The organism is Actinomyces sp. oral taxon 170 str. F0386, assembly GCF_000195595.1.
In the GTDB taxonomy this organism is placed as follows: Bacteria; Actinomycetota; Actinomycetes; order Actinomycetales; family Actinomycetaceae; genus Actinomyces.
In genome coordinates this window covers 123870-142905 of record NZ_GL882539.1, presented here as the reverse complement: position 1 = coordinate 142905, position 19036 = coordinate 123870, and the positions used below count along the sequence as shown (strand labels likewise).

The 19036-nt window shown below is 70.9% G+C and carries 17 protein-coding genes; 8 read left to right on the top strand and 9 right to left on the bottom strand.

Features of this window, described 5'->3' with window-relative positions; translation table 11 throughout:
* Positions 1–19 precede the first annotated feature (19 nt).
* Positions 20–1210 (top strand): endonuclease/exonuclease/phosphatase family protein, encoded by a 1191-nt coding sequence (locus HMPREF9056_RS07255; protein ID WP_009746789.1) that lies wholly within the window; start codon positions 20–22, stop codon positions 1208–1210.
* Between the two features lie 2 nt (positions 1211–1212).
* Here the strand turns inward: HMPREF9056_RS07255 and HMPREF9056_RS07250 are convergent, their stop codons facing one another.
* From HMPREF9056_RS07250 to HMPREF9056_RS07240, 3 genes are all read right to left on the bottom strand, one after another.
* The gene (locus HMPREF9056_RS07250; protein WP_009746788.1) at positions 1213–2034 is read right to left on the bottom strand and encodes a S9 family peptidase; all 822 of its coding nucleotides are present in this window, start codon (positions 2032–2034) and stop codon (positions 1213–1215) included.
* 307 nt (positions 2035–2341) lie between these two features.
* The gene (locus HMPREF9056_RS07245; RefSeq protein ID WP_172635252.1) at positions 2342–3253 is read right to left on the bottom strand and encodes a copper homeostasis protein CutC; all 912 of its coding nucleotides are present in this window, start codon (positions 3251–3253) and stop codon (positions 2342–2344) included.
* Between the two features lie 56 nt (positions 3254–3309).
* On the bottom strand, positions 3310–4224 hold the full coding sequence (locus HMPREF9056_RS07240) for a cation diffusion facilitator family transporter (RefSeq protein WP_009746786.1): 915 nt from the start codon (positions 4222–4224) through the stop codon (positions 3310–3312).
* 227 nt (positions 4225–4451) lie between these two features.
* On the opposite strand from HMPREF9056_RS07240, the gene HMPREF9056_RS07235 reads away from it, so the two are divergent.
* Positions 4452–5231, top strand: coding sequence for a trimeric intracellular cation channel family protein (locus HMPREF9056_RS07235; protein ID WP_009746785.1), 780 nt, complete (start codon positions 4452–4454; stop codon positions 5229–5231).
* 17 nt (positions 5232–5248) lie between these two features.
* Here the strand turns inward: HMPREF9056_RS07235 and HMPREF9056_RS07230 are convergent, their stop codons facing one another.
* From HMPREF9056_RS07230 to HMPREF9056_RS07205, 6 genes are all read right to left on the bottom strand, one after another.
* The gene (locus tag HMPREF9056_RS07230) at positions 5249–5566 is read right to left on the bottom strand and encodes a hypothetical protein (protein ID WP_009746784.1); all 318 of its coding nucleotides are present in this window, start codon (positions 5564–5566) and stop codon (positions 5249–5251) included.
* 166 nt (positions 5567–5732) lie between these two features.
* Positions 5733–6044, bottom strand: coding sequence for a hypothetical protein (locus HMPREF9056_RS07225; RefSeq protein WP_009746783.1), 312 nt, complete (start codon positions 6042–6044; stop codon positions 5733–5735).
* Positions 6045–6356: 312 nt separating this feature from the next.
* Positions 6357–7628 carry an App1 family protein gene (locus HMPREF9056_RS07220; protein WP_009746781.1) on the bottom strand — a complete coding sequence of 424 codons (1272 nt, stop codon included), beginning with the start codon at positions 7626–7628 and terminating at the stop codon, positions 6357–6359.
* A gap of 77 nt (positions 7629–7705) precedes the next feature.
* Positions 7706–8923 carry a glycosyltransferase 87 family protein gene (locus tag HMPREF9056_RS07215; RefSeq protein ID WP_157185039.1) on the bottom strand — a complete coding sequence of 406 codons (1218 nt, stop codon included), beginning with the start codon at positions 8921–8923 and terminating at the stop codon, positions 7706–7708.
* A gap of 311 nt (positions 8924–9234) precedes the next feature.
* Complete coding sequence (locus HMPREF9056_RS07210; RefSeq protein WP_009746779.1) at positions 9235–10470, bottom strand: MFS transporter; 1236 nt, start codon at positions 10468–10470, stop codon at positions 9235–9237.
* Between the two features lie 84 nt (positions 10471–10554).
* The gene (locus tag HMPREF9056_RS07205; RefSeq protein ID WP_009746778.1) at positions 10555–11859 is read right to left on the bottom strand and encodes a hypothetical protein; all 1305 of its coding nucleotides are present in this window, start codon (positions 11857–11859) and stop codon (positions 10555–10557) included.
* Positions 11860–12280: 421 nt separating this feature from the next.
* On the opposite strand from HMPREF9056_RS07205, the gene HMPREF9056_RS07200 reads away from it, so the two are divergent.
* The 6 genes from HMPREF9056_RS07200 (at position 12281) to HMPREF9056_RS07175 (ending at position 19036) form a co-directional block, all read left to right on the top strand.
* Complete coding sequence (locus HMPREF9056_RS07200) at positions 12281–13126, top strand: PP2C family serine/threonine-protein phosphatase (RefSeq protein WP_009746777.1); 846 nt, start codon at positions 12281–12283, stop codon at positions 13124–13126.
* Positions 13123–14547 carry an FHA domain-containing protein gene (locus tag HMPREF9056_RS07195; protein WP_157185030.1) on the top strand — a complete coding sequence of 475 codons (1425 nt, stop codon included), beginning with the start codon at positions 13123–13125 and terminating at the stop codon, positions 14545–14547. Before HMPREF9056_RS07200 ends, HMPREF9056_RS07195 begins: the two co-directional genes overlap by 4 nt.
* A 158-nt stretch (positions 14548–14705) precedes the next feature.
* The gene (locus HMPREF9056_RS07190; protein WP_009746775.1) at positions 14706–15539 is read left to right on the top strand and encodes a hypothetical protein; all 834 of its coding nucleotides are present in this window, start codon (positions 14706–14708) and stop codon (positions 15537–15539) included.
* 16 nt (positions 15540–15555) lie between these two features.
* Entirely contained in the window at positions 15556–16458 is a 903-nt protein-coding gene (locus HMPREF9056_RS07185) for a DUF2993 domain-containing protein (RefSeq protein WP_009746774.1), read from the top strand.
* Between the two features lie 216 nt (positions 16459–16674).
* Positions 16675–18009 (top strand): MoxR family ATPase, encoded by a 1335-nt coding sequence (locus tag HMPREF9056_RS07180; RefSeq protein WP_157185038.1) that lies wholly within the window; start codon positions 16675–16677, stop codon positions 18007–18009.
* 22 nt (positions 18010–18031) lie between these two features.
* Positions 18032–19036, top strand: a complete 1005-nt coding sequence (locus HMPREF9056_RS07175) for a DUF58 domain-containing protein (RefSeq protein WP_009746772.1) — start codon at positions 18032–18034, stop codon at positions 19034–19036.

Sequence of the window (19036 nt, the reverse complement as noted above, 5' to 3'; positions counted from 1 at the left end):
AGGTGGCCCATTGTCCCCCATGGATGCGAGTTCGCTTGTCCGGGACGCCGGCCGTGCTGAGCTCCTCGGTTACGGAAACTGGCAGGAGGTCACCGGGGTCTGGTTGAGTGCGGACATGAGTCGACGTCAACAGCTTCTTCGGTGGGGTCCCGTCGCGGCCGTCGTCGCCCTGGCGCTGGTGAGCGTTCTGCCTCCGACGACGGTCTTCCCCTGTGCCCAGCTCATTGCGTTGCGCTCGCTGCTGGCGGTCGGCGCGGCGTTCCTGGGCCTTCTGCTCCTCACTGTCGTGATCCTGTGGCGTCGTCGGCGGCGTGGGCAGTTGTCTCGAATTGGGCCGGGAACCTGCCGGACGGGTCTGCGTACCGCAGTGGTGGGTCTGGTTCTTCTGCTGGTGGCGGGGGCTCATGGCGGCGTTCTGGTGGCCAGGGGGCTTCGACAGCGACCCGTCGACGCCGGCGCCGTGAGCGTCTTGAGCCTCAACACTGAGCGGGAGGGCGCCGACGTCGAGGCGGTTGCAGGGCTAGCGGATGCGGTGGGGGCCGACGTCCTCGTGCTGCCGGAGACCACTCAGCGCTACGGACGGCGGCTGGCCGAGGCCCTGACCGAGAAGAAGGGGAGCGGCGCGCAGCCCCCTGGCTTCGCCGTCTTCTCCGACACCGGCATGCCCTCCGACCTGGCTGAGCAGGGGATCGACCAGAACTCCGACCCGGCGTACTCCACGACCGTCCTCGTCGCCTCCCGACTGGGCGGCTACAGGCAGGTGGAGGAATCTGCCGGGGCCGGTTTCGGTACGGTCAGGCTGGAGCCGGAGAGCGGCGACGGTCCCGTCATCGTCGGTGCTCACACCTACCCGCCGCTTCCGGGGGCGATGACGTGGTGGAGGAGCTCGGTGGCCGACGTCGCATCCCTGTGCCGCCGGCCGCCCGCCGGGCTGATCGTTGCCGGGGACCTCAACGCCACCCGCGATCATGCCCCGCTGCGGAACCTGGGCGGCTGCACCAGTGCGGGGGAGCAAGCGGGCATCGGCGGCTTGGCCACCTGGCCCAGCAGCACGGGCACGACTCTGCTCGGCGCCACCATCGACCACGTCCTGGTCGACGGCGCGGTCTGGGAAGGAAAGGAGGGGAGGGTCGTCACCATTCCCGGTACTGACCACAGGGCCGTCGTCGTCCAGCTATCCGACCAATCGCAGCAGCCCACCGGTCATTGACCTCAGCGCAGTCGGCGGCGGGCCCACTCCAGGCTCAGACGGGCGACCTCCTCCTGGGCCTGGTCCAGGGACTCGGCGTGGACGTGAACCATCTGGCTGGAGTCGGGCAGCAGCGGGAAGCCCTCGGCCGTCGCCTCGGCGGTATCGGGTAGCTCGTTGGACAGCACCCCGTGCACCATGAGCACCGGCCAGGGCAGGTCCGCCAGGGTGCGCTCCGGATCCTGCATGGAGAAGTCCGCCAGCGTCTCCTTGGACAGGACGTTCCACTCACGCGAGTTGGGATTGTCGTCCACCAGGCGCGTCAGCCCGTGCTGGGCGAGCTCGTCGAGCTGCTCGGAGGAGAAGATCTCCTCCCACAGGATCGACTGCGGGCCCACGATGGCACCCACGAGCACGGCCGTGCGCACCTGCTCGGGGCGGGCCAGGAGCGCGGCCGTTGCCCCGAAGCCGTTGGCGTGGATCATCTGACGGGTGAAGCCCAGTCCCGCGAGCCAGCTGGAGGCCGCCCGCAGGTCCTCGGCCTCGCCCGCCAGGGTGATGACGTCGTCGTCGGACTCGCCCAGACCGGAGAAGTCCAGGCTGAGCGTGGCCAGGCCCGCCTCGCGGTAGCGGGCGCCGATCCGGTCCAGGCGGCCGTTCTGGCCGTGGCGGTCGGTGAGGAAGTCGTGCGCCAGCAGGACCACGCCCTCGGCCCGCGGCTGCCGGGGCTGGGAGTCGTCTGGCGTCGTGGAAACCTCCAGATCGATCGGAGCGGCCCCGGCGGGCAGGCTCAGGGTGCCAGCCAGGGTGATCCCGCGAGGGGTATCGATACGGACGTCGCTCATGGGGTCAACCTAAGACAGAAAATAGGGGCGGTCATGGGGATTGTCGGGGTAGTTGTCCCGATTGCGCTTCCAGCGTGACGGAAGCGCCGAAGCCGCAGGTCGCACTGCGGGCTGTGGATATCTACGAACCGTGAGGATTTCTCGGAGGTGGGGTGTGGGCGTGATAGATCGGGAGGGGGACGGGTGCGGTGAGAGGCTCGGGGGTGAGAGGAGGGTGCGCTATGACGACGGACGCCGCCCCGGATCGTCCGGGACGGCACCCGACGTCAAGGTCGCAGGAGGGGAGAGGCCGGCTGCTGCGGATGGGCTACTCGGGAAGCGGCACCGCACGGACCGTCTCGACGGCGCGGCGCACCAGGGCCTCGTCGGTGCGTTGGGGCTCGTCGGGGGTCATGCCCTCGCGCGGGCAGCGCATGTGGACCTCGCGCACACCCGTGGACTCCACCAGGTCGACCAGGCCGTCAGGGCGCACGGCCCCGGCTGCGACGACGATCGGTCCGCCGCTGGCCACCAGCCCGGCGATCACCGAGGCGCCGTCGGCCGCCGTCTGGGCCGCGCCGCTGGTCAGGACATAGCGAACGCCGAGCCCCTCCAGGTCCCCGTAGGCCTCGACCGTGTCACGGCAGTGGTCAAAGGCCCGGTGGAAGGTGACTGGGGCGCCGTTGGCCATGTCGACCAGCAGGCGCACCAGGCCGCGGTCGATCACTCCGTCCTCGGTCAGGGCGCCGACGACGAAGCCCAGGTCCACCGCGGGCGGCAGCTCCCCTCGCCCTCCTCCGGTGGCCTGGGGGCGGGTGAACTCGGCCATCTCCAGGGCCAGGGAGGCGATGCGTCGCACGTCGGCGATCATGGCCCGTCCCTCATCGGCGTCGTAGACGAAGGAGCCGCCTCGGGGACGGATGAGGACTCGCAGACCGAAGGGGGCGGCGGCCTCGGGCTTGTCCGCCCAGTGGGCGCCGGCCTGGGCGCGGCGCTGCTCCACCTGCTCGGCGGCGGCGAAGATCGCGGCCTCGATGGTCCCGATCGAGGGAGTGGTACCGGCGGCGGTGAGATTATCGCCCAGCTCGGCCCGGTCGGCCCCGGCGCGGGCGGAGATCCTCACACCCTCAACGTCCTCGACGCAGGTCTCCAGGACGACGTGGTCCGGTCGGCGCCAACTGGGGGTTGGGGCGGTGATTTCGTGCTGGCGCAGCGACGGTGCTGAGCCGGTGAGCCTCATTGCGTTCATGGGGCTGAGTCTGGCATGTCCGGACGATGATGAAAACCGAGTAGACGTCAGATGTCCTCGAGATCGTCGTAGGACTTGGGGTCCTCGATCGGCTCCAGGTGGGCCGAGATGCGCAGACTGGCGTCGGCGTCGACCAGCTCGTCAATGACCTGCTCGGTGAAGTCGTGCCCCTTCTTGACGCTCCAGGCCGCGGGAACCAGCACGTGCAGCTCCATGAACCGTCGGTTGCCCGCCTCGCGCACCCGCACCGCGTGAAAGTCGATCATGCCCACTTTGCGGTGGCGCGTCAGAACCTCCTCGACGCTCTGGAGCACCTCGGTGGAGGGGGCCATGTCCATGAGCCCGCCCACCGAGTCGCGGATGAGTGTGAAGCCGGTCCACATGATGTTGAGCCCGGCCCCCAGGGCGACGATGGCGTCGAGCACGGCGGAGTCGAAGACCGCCACCAGCGCCACCCCGACCAGCACCGCGGCGGAGGTGATGATGTCGGTGGCCAGGTGCTTGGCGTCGGCCACCAGGGTCATGGAGCGCTCGCGGCACCCGGCCCGGTAGAGCACCCACGCCACCGCGCCGTTGAGCAGCGAGGCGATGACCGAGACCGCCAGGCCCGCCCCCAGCTGCTCGGGCATCTGCGGGTCGATGAGGCGCCCGATGGCGGAGATGATGATGAAGGCGGCCGCCACGAAGATCATGACGCCCTCGACGACGGCGGAGAAGTACTCGGCCTTGGAGTGGCCGAACTGGTGGTCGGCGTCGGCCGGCCTGGCCGCGATCTTCAGGACGATGAGCGCCACGACGGCGGCGACGAGGTTGACCACCGACTCGGCGGCGTCGGAGAGCAGACCCACCGATCCGGTCAGCCAGGCCGCGGCCCCTTTGAGCGTGATCGTGCCCAGGGCGGCGCCGATGGAGAGCCAGGCGTAGCCGCTCAGGTCCTTGGGGGGTGCGTATCGTGAGGACACGGCCCGATCATCGCGTGGGCCGGTGCGCCTTGACCACCTGAGGTTTCGCATCGCCGCAATGCGCGAGCCACAGGGCGGGGTTGTCCGGCCGGCGAGCCGGGCGTGGGCTAGGGTGGCCGGTAACGGCGGCTGCTGGGCCGACACCGGGGTCGACGCCGGGGCGCAACCACCTCAGGAGTGAAAGGCGGTGGATCGGGGTGCTGGACGGCTCATCCCTCGCGCTTCACATGCCGGCGTCCCTCACAGACACCTTCCGGGTGCTGGATCTGTGCGGCGTCCTGCTCAACGGCATCTTGGGGGGCCTCATCGCCCGGCGCAAGAACTTCGACCTGGTGGGCTTCGTCGTCCTGGCCATGCTCACGGCCACCGCCGGCGGCATCCTGCGCGACGTCATGATCCAGGCCGGACCACCCTTCGCCCTGACCGACCCCTACTACCTCTACACCGCCTGCCTGGGTGCCACCGTGGCCTGGTTCGTGCCGCTGACCTCGCGTCCCACCCGGCGCCTGCTGGTCGTGGCCGACGCCGTCATCCTGGGCTGCTGGGCCGCCACCGGTGCGTCGAAGGCCCTCACCCACGGGCTCGGCGTCATGCCGGCACTCCTGCTGGGCTGCCTCACCGCGATCGGCGGCTCCATGATCCGCGACGTCGCGGTGGGGGAGACCCCGGCCGTCTTCGGGGGCAACAAGCTCTACGCGATCCCGGCGCTCATTGCTGCCGGCACCCAGGTCCTGGCCGTCAAGGCGGGGGTGGCCGACGCACACGCCATGCTCGTGTCCACCGCCGTCGGGGCGGGCCTGTGCGTGCTGGCCTACTGCCGGTCCTGGCAGCTGCCGGTCATCGCCGACCGGGAGAGGCGCCGGGCCGGGCGGCGCAGCGGCTCAGGAGCTCTGGTCGGCTGGCGCCGGGCTCTCATGATGGGGCCGCTCAAGACCCCCGCCTGGCGCGGCCGCGGCGGGCGGGGACCAGACGGGGGCACGCCGTCGGAGCGGTCCGACCGTGGTTAGACGCTGCGTCAGCGGCCTCAGCCGGCCTCGCTGACCGGTCGCACGCTGGCCTCGCCGGCGTCGACGGGCTGGGACTGGCCGCTGCTCTTGGCCGACGGCGTCCCGAAGAGCCGCTCCTTGACGGCGTCGGCGACCTTCTCGGTGACGGCCTCGCCCTGGGTGCGCACGGCCTGCTTGACATGGCTGGAGGCGGCGTCGACCCGGGTGCGCACGAAGGGCTGCTCAGCGACCCGGGATGCGGCAGTCTTGATGCGCTCGTACTGGGCACGCCCCGCGCGGGTCCCAAGCACGTATCCCGCGCCGAGTCCGAGGATGAAGGGGATCTTGCCGGCCATATCTGTCTCCTGAGCCTGAGGGAAGCACTGGTTGATGAGTCATCACCATACCGGCCGCGAACCGGCGCGGCCGCCGTGAGGGCTGCCCGACGGCGGCCTGATCGCCCACAGCGTCACGCGGGTGGGTCACCGAGGGCCCGCTGTGGAGCCCCGTGGGCCCCTGGCATCACATGGCCGCCGGCGAGGAGCCGTCAGCGGCCTCGGCGGAGGTCCCGCCGCCGGTGACGTGGGCGCCGGGCTGGGAGCTGACGAGGCCGTCGGGCGAGACGGTGGTGATGTAGGAGCGCCCGCCCAGGACCACGCCGAGCGCCACCAGCAGGCCGGTGCCCATGAGGGTCGCCACCTGCAGGACGTTGAGGTCGGCCAGGATCGCGTGACGGCGCAGCGAGGCGGCGGTCGAGCGGGTCGTCGGGGCGGTCGCGGACGTGGTCGAGGAGTCCTCGGAGAGGCTCGTGACGTTCGTGGAGAAGGGGGACATGTGCTGCCTCCTGATCGATGGGGACGGGAACGGGGTGCGTGCCCCAGGTGGAGACCAGGTAACTGTCGGGACCTGTCGGCGTCGTACGGTGAACCTGTGGTGTCCCTGTGAAGGAGTGGAGGCGGTGAGCGAGCCGCATGCTGCCGGGGATCGACCGGGGCGGCACCTGCGGCGTGAGACATGCCGCATCGCTGGTTCTGCTCAAGGCCGTCATGTCCTCGGATGCGTCCCTGACCGCGCGGTGTCGCGGATTGTGGGGTATCAGGTGACACGGAGGGCGCGAAGGATCCTCTCGGTGGCCGTCCGAGGCTCTCAGCGGCGCGGCGAGGCCTCCAGCAGCTCGCGGGGCAGGAGTCGGGCCAGTTCGTAGCCGTCGGCGCCGACGACGACGGGCACGTCCGCCTCGGCCAGGGTGCGGGCCTCGGGCCCGATCCCCATGGGGTGCGCGGTCAGCCCTCCGGCAAGCACCTGCTGGGTGGCGGTCAGGCGGCGGATGGCGACGGCGGCGATCCGGTCGGCGTGGTGGCGGGCGGCCTCGCCGTAGATGTGCGGGTCGTGCTGGCCGTCGTCGCCGAAGAGGATCCAGGTGACCTGGGGCAGGTCGATCATGAGGCGGCGCAGCTCGGTGCGCTTGTGCTCGATGCCCGAGCGGAACCAGCCGGTGTTGGTCGGCCCCCAGTCGGTCATGAGCGCCGGTCCCGAGGGGAATCCGTGGCGGGAGAGGAAGGAGCGCAGGGTGGGCACCACGTTCCACGCTCCGGTGGACAGGTACATCATCGGGGTGCCCGGGTGGGCGGTCTGGATGCGCGAGTAGAGCTCGGCCATCCCGGGGACGGGCTCTCGCGCCGAGGAGTACTTGACGAGCTGGTTCCAGGCCGCCACGAGCACGCGGGGCACGTGCGTGATCATGGCCGTGTCGTCGATGTCGGAGATGATGCCCAGACGCGGGCCCTCGGGGATGATGAGGACCTTGGCGGCGACGGCATGCGCCCCCATCGCCTCGATCCTGGCCTCGTGCCAGCCCGGTTCCAGCCCGTGATCGCGCACGACGACGTCGATGTAGCCGCTGCGGTCGGCCCTGGTGCGCACGCTGGCCCGGCCCACATGAACGGTCACCGGCAGAAAGGCCACCGGCACCTCGATGAACAGACGCCATCCGCGCTGGGCGTCGAGCAGGCTGGTCAGGGCGAAGTCGCGGGCCTGAGCGGGGCTGACGGGCAGGGAGGCCGGCAGGGAGCGGAACAGCGGCCCCTCTGCCGGGGCGTCCTGGGGACGCATCACCATGCGGGCCAGGACCCGGGCCATGGAGGTGGGCCGGGAGGACTCAGGGGAGTCGGAGGAGGCGGTTCGGGACGCAGGGGTGGCACTCAGGCGGCCGCCGGCCCTGGTTCGCTGCTCGGCCGGGCGGCGGCGCTGCTCCGACGTCGGCCCCGGCGGGACCGACGGGCCCGACTCTGCCGGTGCACTAGTGCCGTAGCCGTCGTAGGGAATGACGCGGGGACGCCAGCCCTGCCGCTTGAGGACGGGGACGGAGTCGCGGTGGAACTGGTCCTCGACGGCGCGGGCGATGTCGGAGAGGGGCATCCCTCGATCCTAGATGACGGGCCTCATCGAGAGGGGGCGATGCGAGGGCAGGTTCTGGGCGCGCTGGTGGCGAGATCTCAACGGCGCAAGGCCGCCAGGCGTCGGCCGGAGGCCCACCACAGGGCGAGTCCGCAGCCCAGGGCCCACCAGGTGTAGCTCGAGCCGACGACCTTGGCCCAGGCGGGCCAGTTCTGCTCGACGTGGTTCTGCTCGGGGAACCACCACTGCATCGCCAGGAAGAAGACGAGGACTCCGGCGACCCCGGCGACCCCGAGCGCGATGGAGCGCCAGCGCCAGGTGGCCGCCCCCACCGACATGAGCGCGGGCAGGCACCACACCCAATGATGCGACCAGGAGATGGGGGAGATGAGCAGGCCCAGCACCATGACGACGCTGACCTGGAGAGCCAGGACCAGACCGGCCTCGCCAGCGTCGTCGGCCGTGTCGCCGGTGCCCCGCAACCGGTCCAGCCGGCGGCACAGGAACCAGGCGGCGAGCACCGTCAGCAGTGAGCAGGCCGCCCACACCGGGTTCCAGGACGACTCCGGCAGCGCCCGGGCGATGGCGCCCTTGAGGTTCTGGTTGCCCGAGTAGTCGGCGAAACCGGCGCGCCCCGGGTCCCACATGGCCCAGGTGAAGAACTGCCAGGTCTCGGCAGGAGCCGCCAGGGCGGCCAGGCCGGTCAGCCCGACGGCGCTGCCCGCCATCGTGGTGGCCGCCCGCCACTCGCGGCGCGCCAGGAGCACGAGAATCGCGACCGCCGGCGTCAGCTTGATCGCGGCGGCCAGGCCGGACAGTGCCCCGCGCCACCGTGAGCCGCCGGGAACCGCCAGCAGGTCGACGGCGACCAGTGCCATGAGAATGGCGTTGACCTGCGCGTACTCCATGGTCTTGGGAAAGGGCTCGAGGACGACCGTCCCCACCAGCGCGATCCAGGGGGCCAGCCCGTGCGCCAGCCGGCGCCCGACCCCCAGGCCCCTGAGGACCGCGTGCGCTGTGACGGCGGCACACAGTGGGGTGGCCACCACGAGGAGCACGGTGACCGCCCGGTACGACATCCAGGTCAGAGGGGTGATGACCCAGGCCGCCAGAGGCGTGTAGGTGAAGGGCCACAGGGACTTGGCAGGCCAGGCGTACCAGTGGTAGAGGTCTCCGCCGTCGAGCCACTGACGGACCGCCTCGTAGTAGACGAAGGAGTCCAGCTTGAAGGCCCATTCATCATGCTCGTCCACCAGGGAGAGGTAGGCGGGAACCATGAGTGCCAGCCATCCGAGGATGGTGACGGACGGTGCCATGACGGCGGAGCGCACGGCCGCGGTCAGGCGTGAGAACTGGGGGGCGGGCTCACTGCCTGCGAGGTGCCCGCCGTCCTCGGTGTCGGTGTCCGGACTGGTGGGGAGGGGCTCGTTGCGTGGGTCGTCTGCTAGCGGCATCGTGCAGAGTGTAGAAGAGTCGCAGAGGCTCCTGGGAGCCGGGTCCGCCGTGAGGTGCGCTCGCGGGCGGGTGGGCGCCGTGTCCGCCGCGGTCGGGGCGTGCCGGTCGGGGTGTGCCGGACGGGGCCGCGCACGGACCTGGACCTCCAGTGGGTGCGGGGCTCGGGGAGGCGTCAGTGGGCGGCCAGAGGCCGGGTCGTCCGTGCGAGCCTGAGGGCGGGCAGTCCCACGGTTCCGGCCACGACGGCGGTCCAGGCGAAACCGGCCACTGCCAGGTACGCGGCGCGCGAGCCGCCGGCGTCCGCGGCCTGTCCGGCCAGCAGGGAACCGACGGAGACACCGACGTTGAGCGCGGTACTCACCCAGGCCAGTCCCTCAGTGAGCTGGGAGGGGGCCACCGTCACCTGCACGATGTTGTTGCCGCTGGTCAGGGTCGGGGCGATGGCCAGCCCCGTCAGCAGGGCCAGCACCGACAGCACCACGAGGTTCGGCGCCAGCGAGAAGGTCGACGTGCCCACGGCCAGTGCCATCGTCCCCGCCAGCAGCTGCTTCCACAACGGCCATCCCCAGGTGCGCGAGCCGTAGAGGAGCGCTGCGGCGAAGGACCCCACCCCCCAGACCGCCAGCACGAGCCCGGAGGCCGACTTGCGTCCGGCCTCGGTGGCGAAGGCGACGGCGGCGACGTCGTTCGCCCCGAACATGGCCCCCAGGAGCAGGAAGACGACGGCGGCGGCCACGACGGCGCCGTAGCGCAGCACCGGACGGTGGTCCGCGGAGTCATGAGCGGCCTGCTGCGGGCGGTGCGGATGCGCGGCGGGCTCGGTGGCGCGCTGGCTGAGGAACCACAGCCCGCCGACCAGCTGCATCGCCAGGCAGGTCAACCAGCCCGAGGTCACCGGGAGGACCGATGTCGTGCACAGGGCCGTGGCCAGTACCGGGCCGAGGATGAAGGCCACCTCGTCCAGGGCCGCCTCCAGGGAGAAGGCGGCGTGGACGTCCTCGGGGCGGGTGAGCATCGCAGTCCAGCGCGCCCGCACCAGTGAGCCCATGGAGCCGGTCAACCCACCCGCCAGCGTCGCCAGCACCGTCAGAACCCCCAGGCGCATGTGCGCCGAGGCGGCGGCCACCAGTCCCGCCAGGCTCGTCGAGGAGATGACGATCGCCGGCAGCATGATCCGTGACTGGCCGAACCGGTCGACGCACCGGGCCAGGATCGGCGCCCCGACCGCCATCGCCACGAAGCTCGCGGCGCTGACCAGCCCGGCGGCCGTGTAGGAGCCGTAGAGCTCCTCAACGGCGAGGATCGTGGAGATGCCCACCATCGACATGGGGAAGCGGGCGATGAGCCCGGCGCTGGTGAAGGAGCGCGCACCGGAGCGGGTGAGGATCGTGCTGTAGGAGGTGGCCATGTGAGGGGCGTGCTGCGGAGAGAGTCAGGATGTTGGTCGGCGTGATGCCCGGGTCGGTGGAGGACCGGCCCGGGGCGAGGCCGCTCAGCGGCCGTGAGTGGTGGACTCGACCGCCTCGCGGCTCAGCGTGAAGCCCTCTCCGCTGACCTGGCTCCAGCACTGCATGCCGCTCTCGGTCGAGGTGCAGGCGAACGTGGAGTTCTTGGCGGACACGTTGTAGTCGAGCCTGTCCTGGGTGGGGGTGAAGGTCGATCCGCAGGACTGGGAGGACTGCCCGTTGGCGGCGACCTTGACCGTCAGCGGCTTGGAGGCGGGGCAGGAGGCGGTCGCCTCGTGCTGATTGATGGTGCAGGTGACCTCCTTGTCGTTCAGCGTGCAGGTGATGTTGCCACTGGGGGCGTTGAAGGAGGACATCTCCCGGGCCCCGTTGGGAGCGGGTGCCTTGAGTGTGGGTGTCGGTGAGGCGCTCGGGGTGGCGGATGCCTTGGGGGAGGCCGATGCGGCACTGGGGGCGGCGCCGGCCCCCTGACCGCTCTGGGATGTGGCCTGGGCGTCCGATCCGCCCGCCGAGTTGCGGCTGTCGTCGCCGGAGAAGTACCAGGTCGCCAGGAAGACCAGGATGGTGGCCACCATGAGGGCCAGGATCAGCAGGATGCGGTTGGAGGTCAGGAAGGAGGCGGCGGAGGAGTCGTCGTCCTCGGTGCCGACGCCGAAGACGCCGTTGCCGCCGTCGGCGGCGGAAGCGGACTGTGCCGCCGTGGGAATGCCCGGGTTCTGCGCCTGGGAGACGTTGGCCGACTGCTGGAAGGTCTGCTGCAGAGCCGGCTGGACCGGCCTGGCCGGCGACTGCGAGGGGATCGCCTGGGTGGGGCGGAACGTCGGGTTGGAGACGGTGGGGTCGCCCGTGGCCTGGAAGACGTCCGCCTGGTTGCCGGCCCCGGCGGCACTGAAGGCGCTGGAGGCGCTCGCGGCGCTCCTCGAGCTGGTCGCCGAGGTCCCCGAGACCGCTGAGGCGCCGGAGGCTCCTGAGACCCCGGAGGCGGCACTGCCGGGCTGGAGCGAGTGGGGCAGGGTCACCTGAGTCGGAGCCTCGGAGGACCTGACCGACGGCGAGCCGGGCTGGGACCCGGGGGGCGAGACGACCGCCAGCTGCGGCGAGGTCTGCGGGGACTGGGCCGACTGGGGCTGGCCGCTGCGGGAGGCCAGGGCGGCGTCGACCGCGGGGTCGCCCAGGGTGCCCAACCACTCCAGGAGCGCGGGGTAGGTCCGCGGGTTGGCGGCGATGTAGGGGCGCAGGCCGGGGTAGTTCTGTGCCAGCTGGTGGAGGGTCTCCAGCTCTGCGTTGGGATCTTGCGCGCGCGCGACAAGCTCGTCCTTGGCCTGAGACATGCTGGGTCCTTCGGGGGTCGGGAAAAAACTGCGTCGGTCCAGGTTGTGACCGGCACCTGGCTCCGTCGTGGATCGGGTGCCGGAACCACCCGCGACTCCGCGTCAGGGAACGCGGTACCGCGCTGGTGGCGCACAGGCCGGTTAACCGGCCACGTCGAAAGACTACCTGAGTGCCTCGTGATACCGACTGCCTGACGGGTCACGGCCGCGACCGGCTGGTAGTCAGCCGCGGAAGGGTGGTGAAGGCCTCGTTCGCAAGGGGGTCGCAGGGAGCCAGTGGAGGGAGTTCGGGGGCGATGCCGCTCACCTGAGGCGTACTCCATGCTCCCATATGGTGAAATCTCGGTCGTGGTGCGGTGGTTCCGGACCGGGTGCTGGGGTTTACTAGGGGGGTGCAAGCGACGCAGGGGAAAGGGAGACGATGACCGAGCACGTTCGTGCCGAGGCCGATGCCCTCGTGATCCGTGGCGTAGACGACGTCGGGGTCGCTGGGGTTGTTGTCGGCGCGGCCACTGACGTGGGGCGTCTGCGCACGATCAATGAGGACGGCTACCTCGCCATCTCCCCGGCCTTCGTCGTCGTCGACGGCATGGGCGGGCACGCCGCCGGCCGCATGGCCACGCAGGTCGCCCTCGACTCCCTCTACTCATTGGCCGGGACAACGGTCACCGACGTGGAGACGGTGGTCCGCGCGGTGAAGGCCGCCCAGGAGGCGATCGTTGCCATCCCGTCCCACGCCGCCTACCTCCCCGGTGCGACGATCGCCGGTGTTGTCCTGGCATGGATGGAGGATGATCAAGGGGTCACGCGGCCGACCTGGATCATCTTCAATATCGGGGACGCCCGGGTCTACCTGCTGCGCGACGACATGCTCTCCCAGGTCACCCGCGACCACTCCCGGGTCCAGATCCTGGTCGAGACCGGCGAGATCACCCCTGAGCAGGCCCGGCACGACCCCCGCCGCAACGTGGTCACCCGCGCCCTGGGAGGGGGCATTGCCGACTCCGCCGTCCCCGATCTCTACAGCGTCCCGGTGGCTGCCGGAGACCGGCTGCTCATCTGCTCCGACGGCCTGAGCGACGAGCTCGACGACGAGGCCATCGCCACCGTGCTGGCCGCCGGCTACACCGCGCAGCGCACGGCCGAGCTCCTTGTCGCCGCCTCCCTGGAGGGCGGCGGTCACGACAACACCACGTCCGTCGTCGTGGACTCCATCGAGGTTCCCACCACGGCTCCCGCGACCGTCCCCGCTCAGGAGGCGCAGTGAACGCCTCTCCAGTGCCCTCCCTCCCTCTGCCCGGTGATCGCGTTCCGCTGCCCGAGGGGCTCACGCGCCTGGCGGACGGGTCGCTGCGAGCCGACGGCGTCGACGGGGTCGCCGTCATCAGCCCCGCTGCCGGCTCCCGGGACGTCTCCGTCGATGCGGGACTGCGTGTCCTCGAGGCCCTGGGGGGCACCAACCTGCCCACAGTGGGGCCGACGACGTCGGGGGCCCTGACTGCGCCGAGCACGTCGACCGGGGCGCGGCGCTCCGGGCCGTGGCCCGCGCTGGCCGGCGAGGGCTCCGACGGCGACGATCACGCCGATGACATCGTCCAGGCTGAACCCGGTGACGAGACCACGTTGCTCAAACCGATCACGCTGGTGACCGAGCCGCAGCGGCACGAGGCCTCCGGGCTCCGGGAGGTTGAGGCCGTCTCGGGGCCGGACGCCGATGATACGGCTGATGCGGCTGGTACCGTGCCCGCCGCTGATGACACGGACTCCGCTGACGGGGGTGTCGCGGAGACGGGCACTGGAACGAGGGCGGAGAGCAGTGAGGGGACTGCTGCCGCGCAGCCCGCCCCCGGCCTCGAGGCGTCCGCTCCTGAGCTGCTGGACACCGGCGTGTGGGAGGACCCCGACGATCTCCTCGAGTCCTTGGGCGGCGGCCGGGGCGACTCCGGGGGCGACGGCTCCGACACCAGCGACATCGGTATGTTCCCGGACTATCCCGAGCCCGAGCCGGGGTCGGGGCGTCGGCGTCGGGGCGCCCACCGAGCCCCGTCGGCGCCCTCGGCGAGCTCGGGGGAGCAGCCGACTGCCGACACCCCCACGGCGCCGGACAACTCCAAGAGCAAGCAGCCCCAGCCGGTCCGCGCCCCTCAGCCCCTGGAGGCGCTGCCCGCCACCGAGGTCGTCTCCGCCTCCGAGGCCGCGCTCATCGCGGCGCCCCCGGTGCGGGCCTCCATCTGCCCGCAGGGGCACGCCAACCCGCCCGAGATCCGGGAGTGCCTGACCTGTGCCCAGCCCCTGACGGGGGTGTTCTCCTATGTGCGCCGGCCGGCGCTGGCCACCCTGACCCTGTCCTCCGGCGCCGCCGTCGAGGTCGCCGGTGACGTCGTCGTCGGGCGCGCCCCCCAGCCGCCGCGGGGAGGCGATCCGCACATCGTGGCCCTGGTGGCGGTACCCAGCCCGCAGCACATGGTGTCGCGCTCTCACCTCATGCTCACCATCTCGGGGTGGAGCATCCTGGCCCAGGACCTCGGCTCGTCCAACGGCACGGTGCTTGCGCGCCCGGGGGCGACGCCCGTCCTGCTGGGCTCGGGGATGCCGACGCCGGTCTTCATGGGGGACCTCATGGATGTCGGTGACGGGGTGACCCTCCGTATTGATCCACCGGCATGGCTGAGACCTCGAAGTGGTTGAGGTCACGTTCTGCTCGATCATGCTTCGCAGGTGCCGATGCGGGTTGTCGACAAGACTTGTCTCAGGCACCGACAACAACTCGTCATCACGTGATCGTGGTCCGGCCGTTCCGTTGCAGACCGTTCCGGGACGGGGCCGGAGTCGTGGAAGGAGAATTCATGAGTGACCTGACCTGGACGGAGACGCCGGAGGTCAATCCGGAGCAGCCCGACGAGCTCGTCCTGGACTTCTCCGGCGAGATCTATCGGGTCGCCTCCTCCGACACCTTCGTCATCGGTCGGGGCGGTGACCTGGACATCGATGACAACCCCTACCTGCATCGCCGCTTCCTGGTCTTCGCCTTCTCCGAGAAGCTCTGGTGGATCGCCAACGAGGGGTCGCGGCTGTCGGCCACGCTGACCGACGGCGAGGGGCTGGTTCAGTCGCGCCTGGCCCCCGGGGCCCGCATCCCCCTGGTCTTCCCCAGGGTCATCCTCACCTTCTCCGCCGGCCCGACCACCTACGAGATCAACCTCATCACCTCCGGGGAGGACCACTTCTCCGGGATCGACGGCGTGCGCCAGTCCTCGGGTCAGACCACCATCGGGGTGACCCCGATGACCCGCTCCCAGCTGCTGCTCGTCCTGGCGCTGTCCGAGCCGGTGCTCAAGAGGGCCGGGACCGGGGCCGCCGAGATCCCCTCCTCGGCGGCGGCCGCGGCGCGCCTGGGGTGGCCGTTGACCAAGTTCAACCGCAAGCTCGACAACGTCTGCGAGAAGCTCGATCGGGTGGGTGTGCGCGGGCTGCGCGGCGGACGCGTTGCGGGAGCCGCCTCCAACCGGCGCACCGCGCTGGTGGAGCACGCCGTGTCGACCCTCATGGTCACGGCCGAGGACCTCTACATGCTCGACGAGGAGCAGGCCGCCAACCAGACGCCCGTCGATGAGACGGCCGAGCGCTCGGTGACCACCGCTCCCGTGGCTCAGAGCTCGCCCGCGGCGCCGAGGCGATGACGTGGAACGAGGCGTGATGCGAGACCGAGGCGGCAACGATCTGCCCGAGAGGCCGGAGGGCAGGAATGAGGCGGACGCCTCTCAGGAGACGTTCTTCGAGGAGGTCCTGGCAGATGACTCCGAGGGGCGTGATGCGTCGGGAGGTGAGCGACGCCGTCCCTCGCTGCGTCGTCGCACACGGCGATGGGCGGTCGTGCTCCTGGTGCTCGTCGTCGTCCTGACCGCCGGGGCCGTCGGGGCGGAGTACCTCGTGCGCAGCCAGATCGACTCCGCAGTGCGCTCGGCCCTGCCGGGACTCAGCTCGGACGCGAGGATCGCCACCAAGGGGATCGTCCTGAGGCAGCTCGTCGGCGGGTCGCTGGACAGCCTGTCGGTGGACTCCAAGAGCCTGGACGTCACCTCCAAGGGGCAGGGGGGCGCCACGGTCACGCTCAGTGACGTCGACGTCGATCTCAGCCGCATCCGCCTGCGCTCGCCCTATCCGACCGATACGGTGACGGCGTCGGGCACCGTCGGCTGGAAGCAGGTGATCGCGCTCGCCGCCCGGGACCACCCGAGAATGCAGGGCATGACCCTCCAGGCCAAACGGACCGGGACGAGCGCCCAGGAGCCGGGAGCCATCCAGGCCTCGGCCTCCCTGCTCGGCATGAGTGGCGAGGCGGAGATCGTGCCGTCCGTGGGGGACGACGGCAGCCTGGTGCTGACCATCACCTCCACCCGGATGGGAGGGGATCCGGTCGGGGGCGACGTCTCCACCGGGGAGAGCAGCCTGCTCAGCTATGTCGGACTAGACTCCCCGGAGATCAGGATTCCGGCCGACTCCCTGCCTCAGGGGTTGCGTCCGACCAGTGCGATCGTCACCAATGACGGGCTCCGGCTGAGCCTGGCCGGCAACCAGGTGAACCTGGGCCAGCTCTGAGCCGAGGCTGCAGCCCGATCACGATTCGTCTCACATTTCCTTTCGATCCTTGTGATATCAGTGAAAGGTGGGACTGTTCCGGTCTGATGGAGAGGACTTCCCGCTCCCGGGTGCCCCAGCCGGCGCCGGCTCGTATAGCCTGCCGATGCGTTGCCTTTCCGAACGTGAACACCGCGCGAGGAATCAAGCGAGAACCGAGCAAGGAGAACCATGAGCATGCAGCCCGAGCACCACGCCCAACCCGGCAGTCAGCCGGGCGGCTGGGGCGGTGGTCAGCCGAACGGGCAGCCGGCTGCCCCGCACAACGGTCAGCCCGCCATGTCCTCCACAGGGCAGGGCGGTTCGGGCATGGTCCAGCCGCCGCCCGTGTTCCCGCCCCAGGTCGATCCGAGGACATCGGGGGCGCACGCCTCTCCTTCGGCGCCTCCTTCAGCACCCTCGTCTTCGCGGGCAGCGGTTCCCGGCTACCCCTCGGGACCGGCTGCCCCAGCGGAGGAGGGGGCCGGCACCGGCTCCCTGCCGTCCCGTGAGGCACTGCGCCGCGAGGCCCGCGCCGCCTCCAGCCGCAGGGGCGCCGGGGACGCCGACGTCGAGCGCGCCGGCGTCCTGCTGAAAGCGGTGGCCGACATCTTCTCCCAGCGGGTCGTCGGCCAGGAGCAGCTGCGCACGGCCCTGGTCACCTCGCTGATGTCCAGCGGCCACATCCTGCTGGAGTCCGTGCCCGGTCTGGCCAAGACCACCGCCGCCCAGACACTGGCCTCCGCCGTCTCCGGCTCCTTCCGCCGTATCCAGTGCACACCCGACCTCATGCCCAACGACATCGTGGGCACCCAGATCCTCAACTCCTCCACCGGGGAGATGACCACCCAGCTGGGTCCGGTCCACGCCAACATCGTCCTGCTCGACGAGATCAACCGCTCCAGCGCCAAGACCCAGTCGGCCATGCTCGAGGCCATGCAGGAGCGCCAGACCTCCATCGGCGGCGTCGTCTACCCGCTGCCCCACCCCTTCATGGTCCTGGCCACCCAGAACCCCATTGAGGAGGAGGGCACCTACGTCCTGCCCGAGGCGCAGATGGACCGCTTCCTCATGAAGGAGGTGCTCACCTACCCGCGGCCCTCGGAGGAGGCCGACGTCCTGGACCGCATCTCTAACGGCACCTTCGACCAGCCCGTGACCGGGCGCCCCATCTCCACCGACGACGTCGAGTGGCTTCAGCGGGCCGCCGAGCGGGTCTACGTCGACCCCGTCATCAAGCAGTACATCGTCGCGCTCATCAACACCTCCCGCGGCGGGGGCCCGCGGCCGGTGCCCGGTCTGGACCGGCAGGTGCGCGTGGGCGCCTCCCCGCGTGGCGGCATCGCGCTCATGAAGGTCGCCCAGGCCGTCGCCCTCCAGGAGGGGCGCACCTACGTCATCCCCGACGACGTCCGCCTGCTGCGACACGGGGTGCTGCGCCACCGTCTGGTGCTCACCTATGACGCCCTGGCCGACGGCGTCGCCCCCGAGGCGATCATCGACGCCATCTTCGCCGCCGTGCCCACGCCCTGATCCTCAGGGGACCTGCTGAGAGATGAGTATGGAGGTACCCGAGGCTCCCGGAGCATCCGAGTCCGACCCCGGAGGCGGGCGGCGCGGTGCGCGCATCGAGCGACTGCGCGCGGCCCTGAGCCTGCCGACCCTGCGGCGGGCCACGGGGCTGCTCGACGGGCGCCACAAGTCCGTCTTCGTCGGGCGCGGTCAGGACTTCGACGACATGTCCTTCTACCGCCCCGGGGACGACATCTCCGACATCGACTGGAAGTCCTCGGCCCGTCTGGGCCAGCCGGTCATCAAGCGCTACCAGCGTGAGTCCATGATGTCCATGGTGCTGGCCGTCGACACCGGCCGGACCATGGCGGCCATGGCCCCCTCCGGGGAGGACAAGCGCGACCTGGCCCTCGGGGTCGCCGAGGTCTTCGCCTACCTGGCACGGATGCGCGGGGACTCGGTGGCGCTCGTGGCCGGGGACTCCGGTCGGACGATCTCGCGCCCGGCCCGTTCGGGCGCCAAGCACGTCGAGACCCTGCTGACGCTGCTGGCCCGAACCTTCGAGGACCTCGACGTTCCCGTCGAGGGGGCGCCCGCCGGCTTCTACGAGCTGGCGCCCGGGGCCCCCGCCTCCAGCCTGCCGCGCCTCATGGAGCGGGTGAGCACCTGGCACCGTCGTCGCAGCCTGGTCGTCCTCATCACCGATACCGCCCACCCCGGTCCCGACTGCGCGACCTGGTTGCGGCGCCTGTCGATCCAGCACGAGGTGATCGTCGTCCAGATCGAGGACGATGATCCGCTGCGTCCCGGCGGCGGCCGTGGCCGGGACATCGACCTGCCGGTGGAGATCCCCGCCTTCCTGCGCTCCGACAAGCACCTGGCGGATCAGGCCGCCGCGGTGCGCGAGCAGTGGCGGGCCGCCGTCGAGCAGGTGCTCGAGGCCCGGCACGTGGAGTACGGCATCGTCTCCTCCGAGGAGACTCTCATCGACTCCATTGCCGAGCTCCTCCAGCGCGAGCGCGCCGCCGTCGCCCGAGGGAGGCGGTGA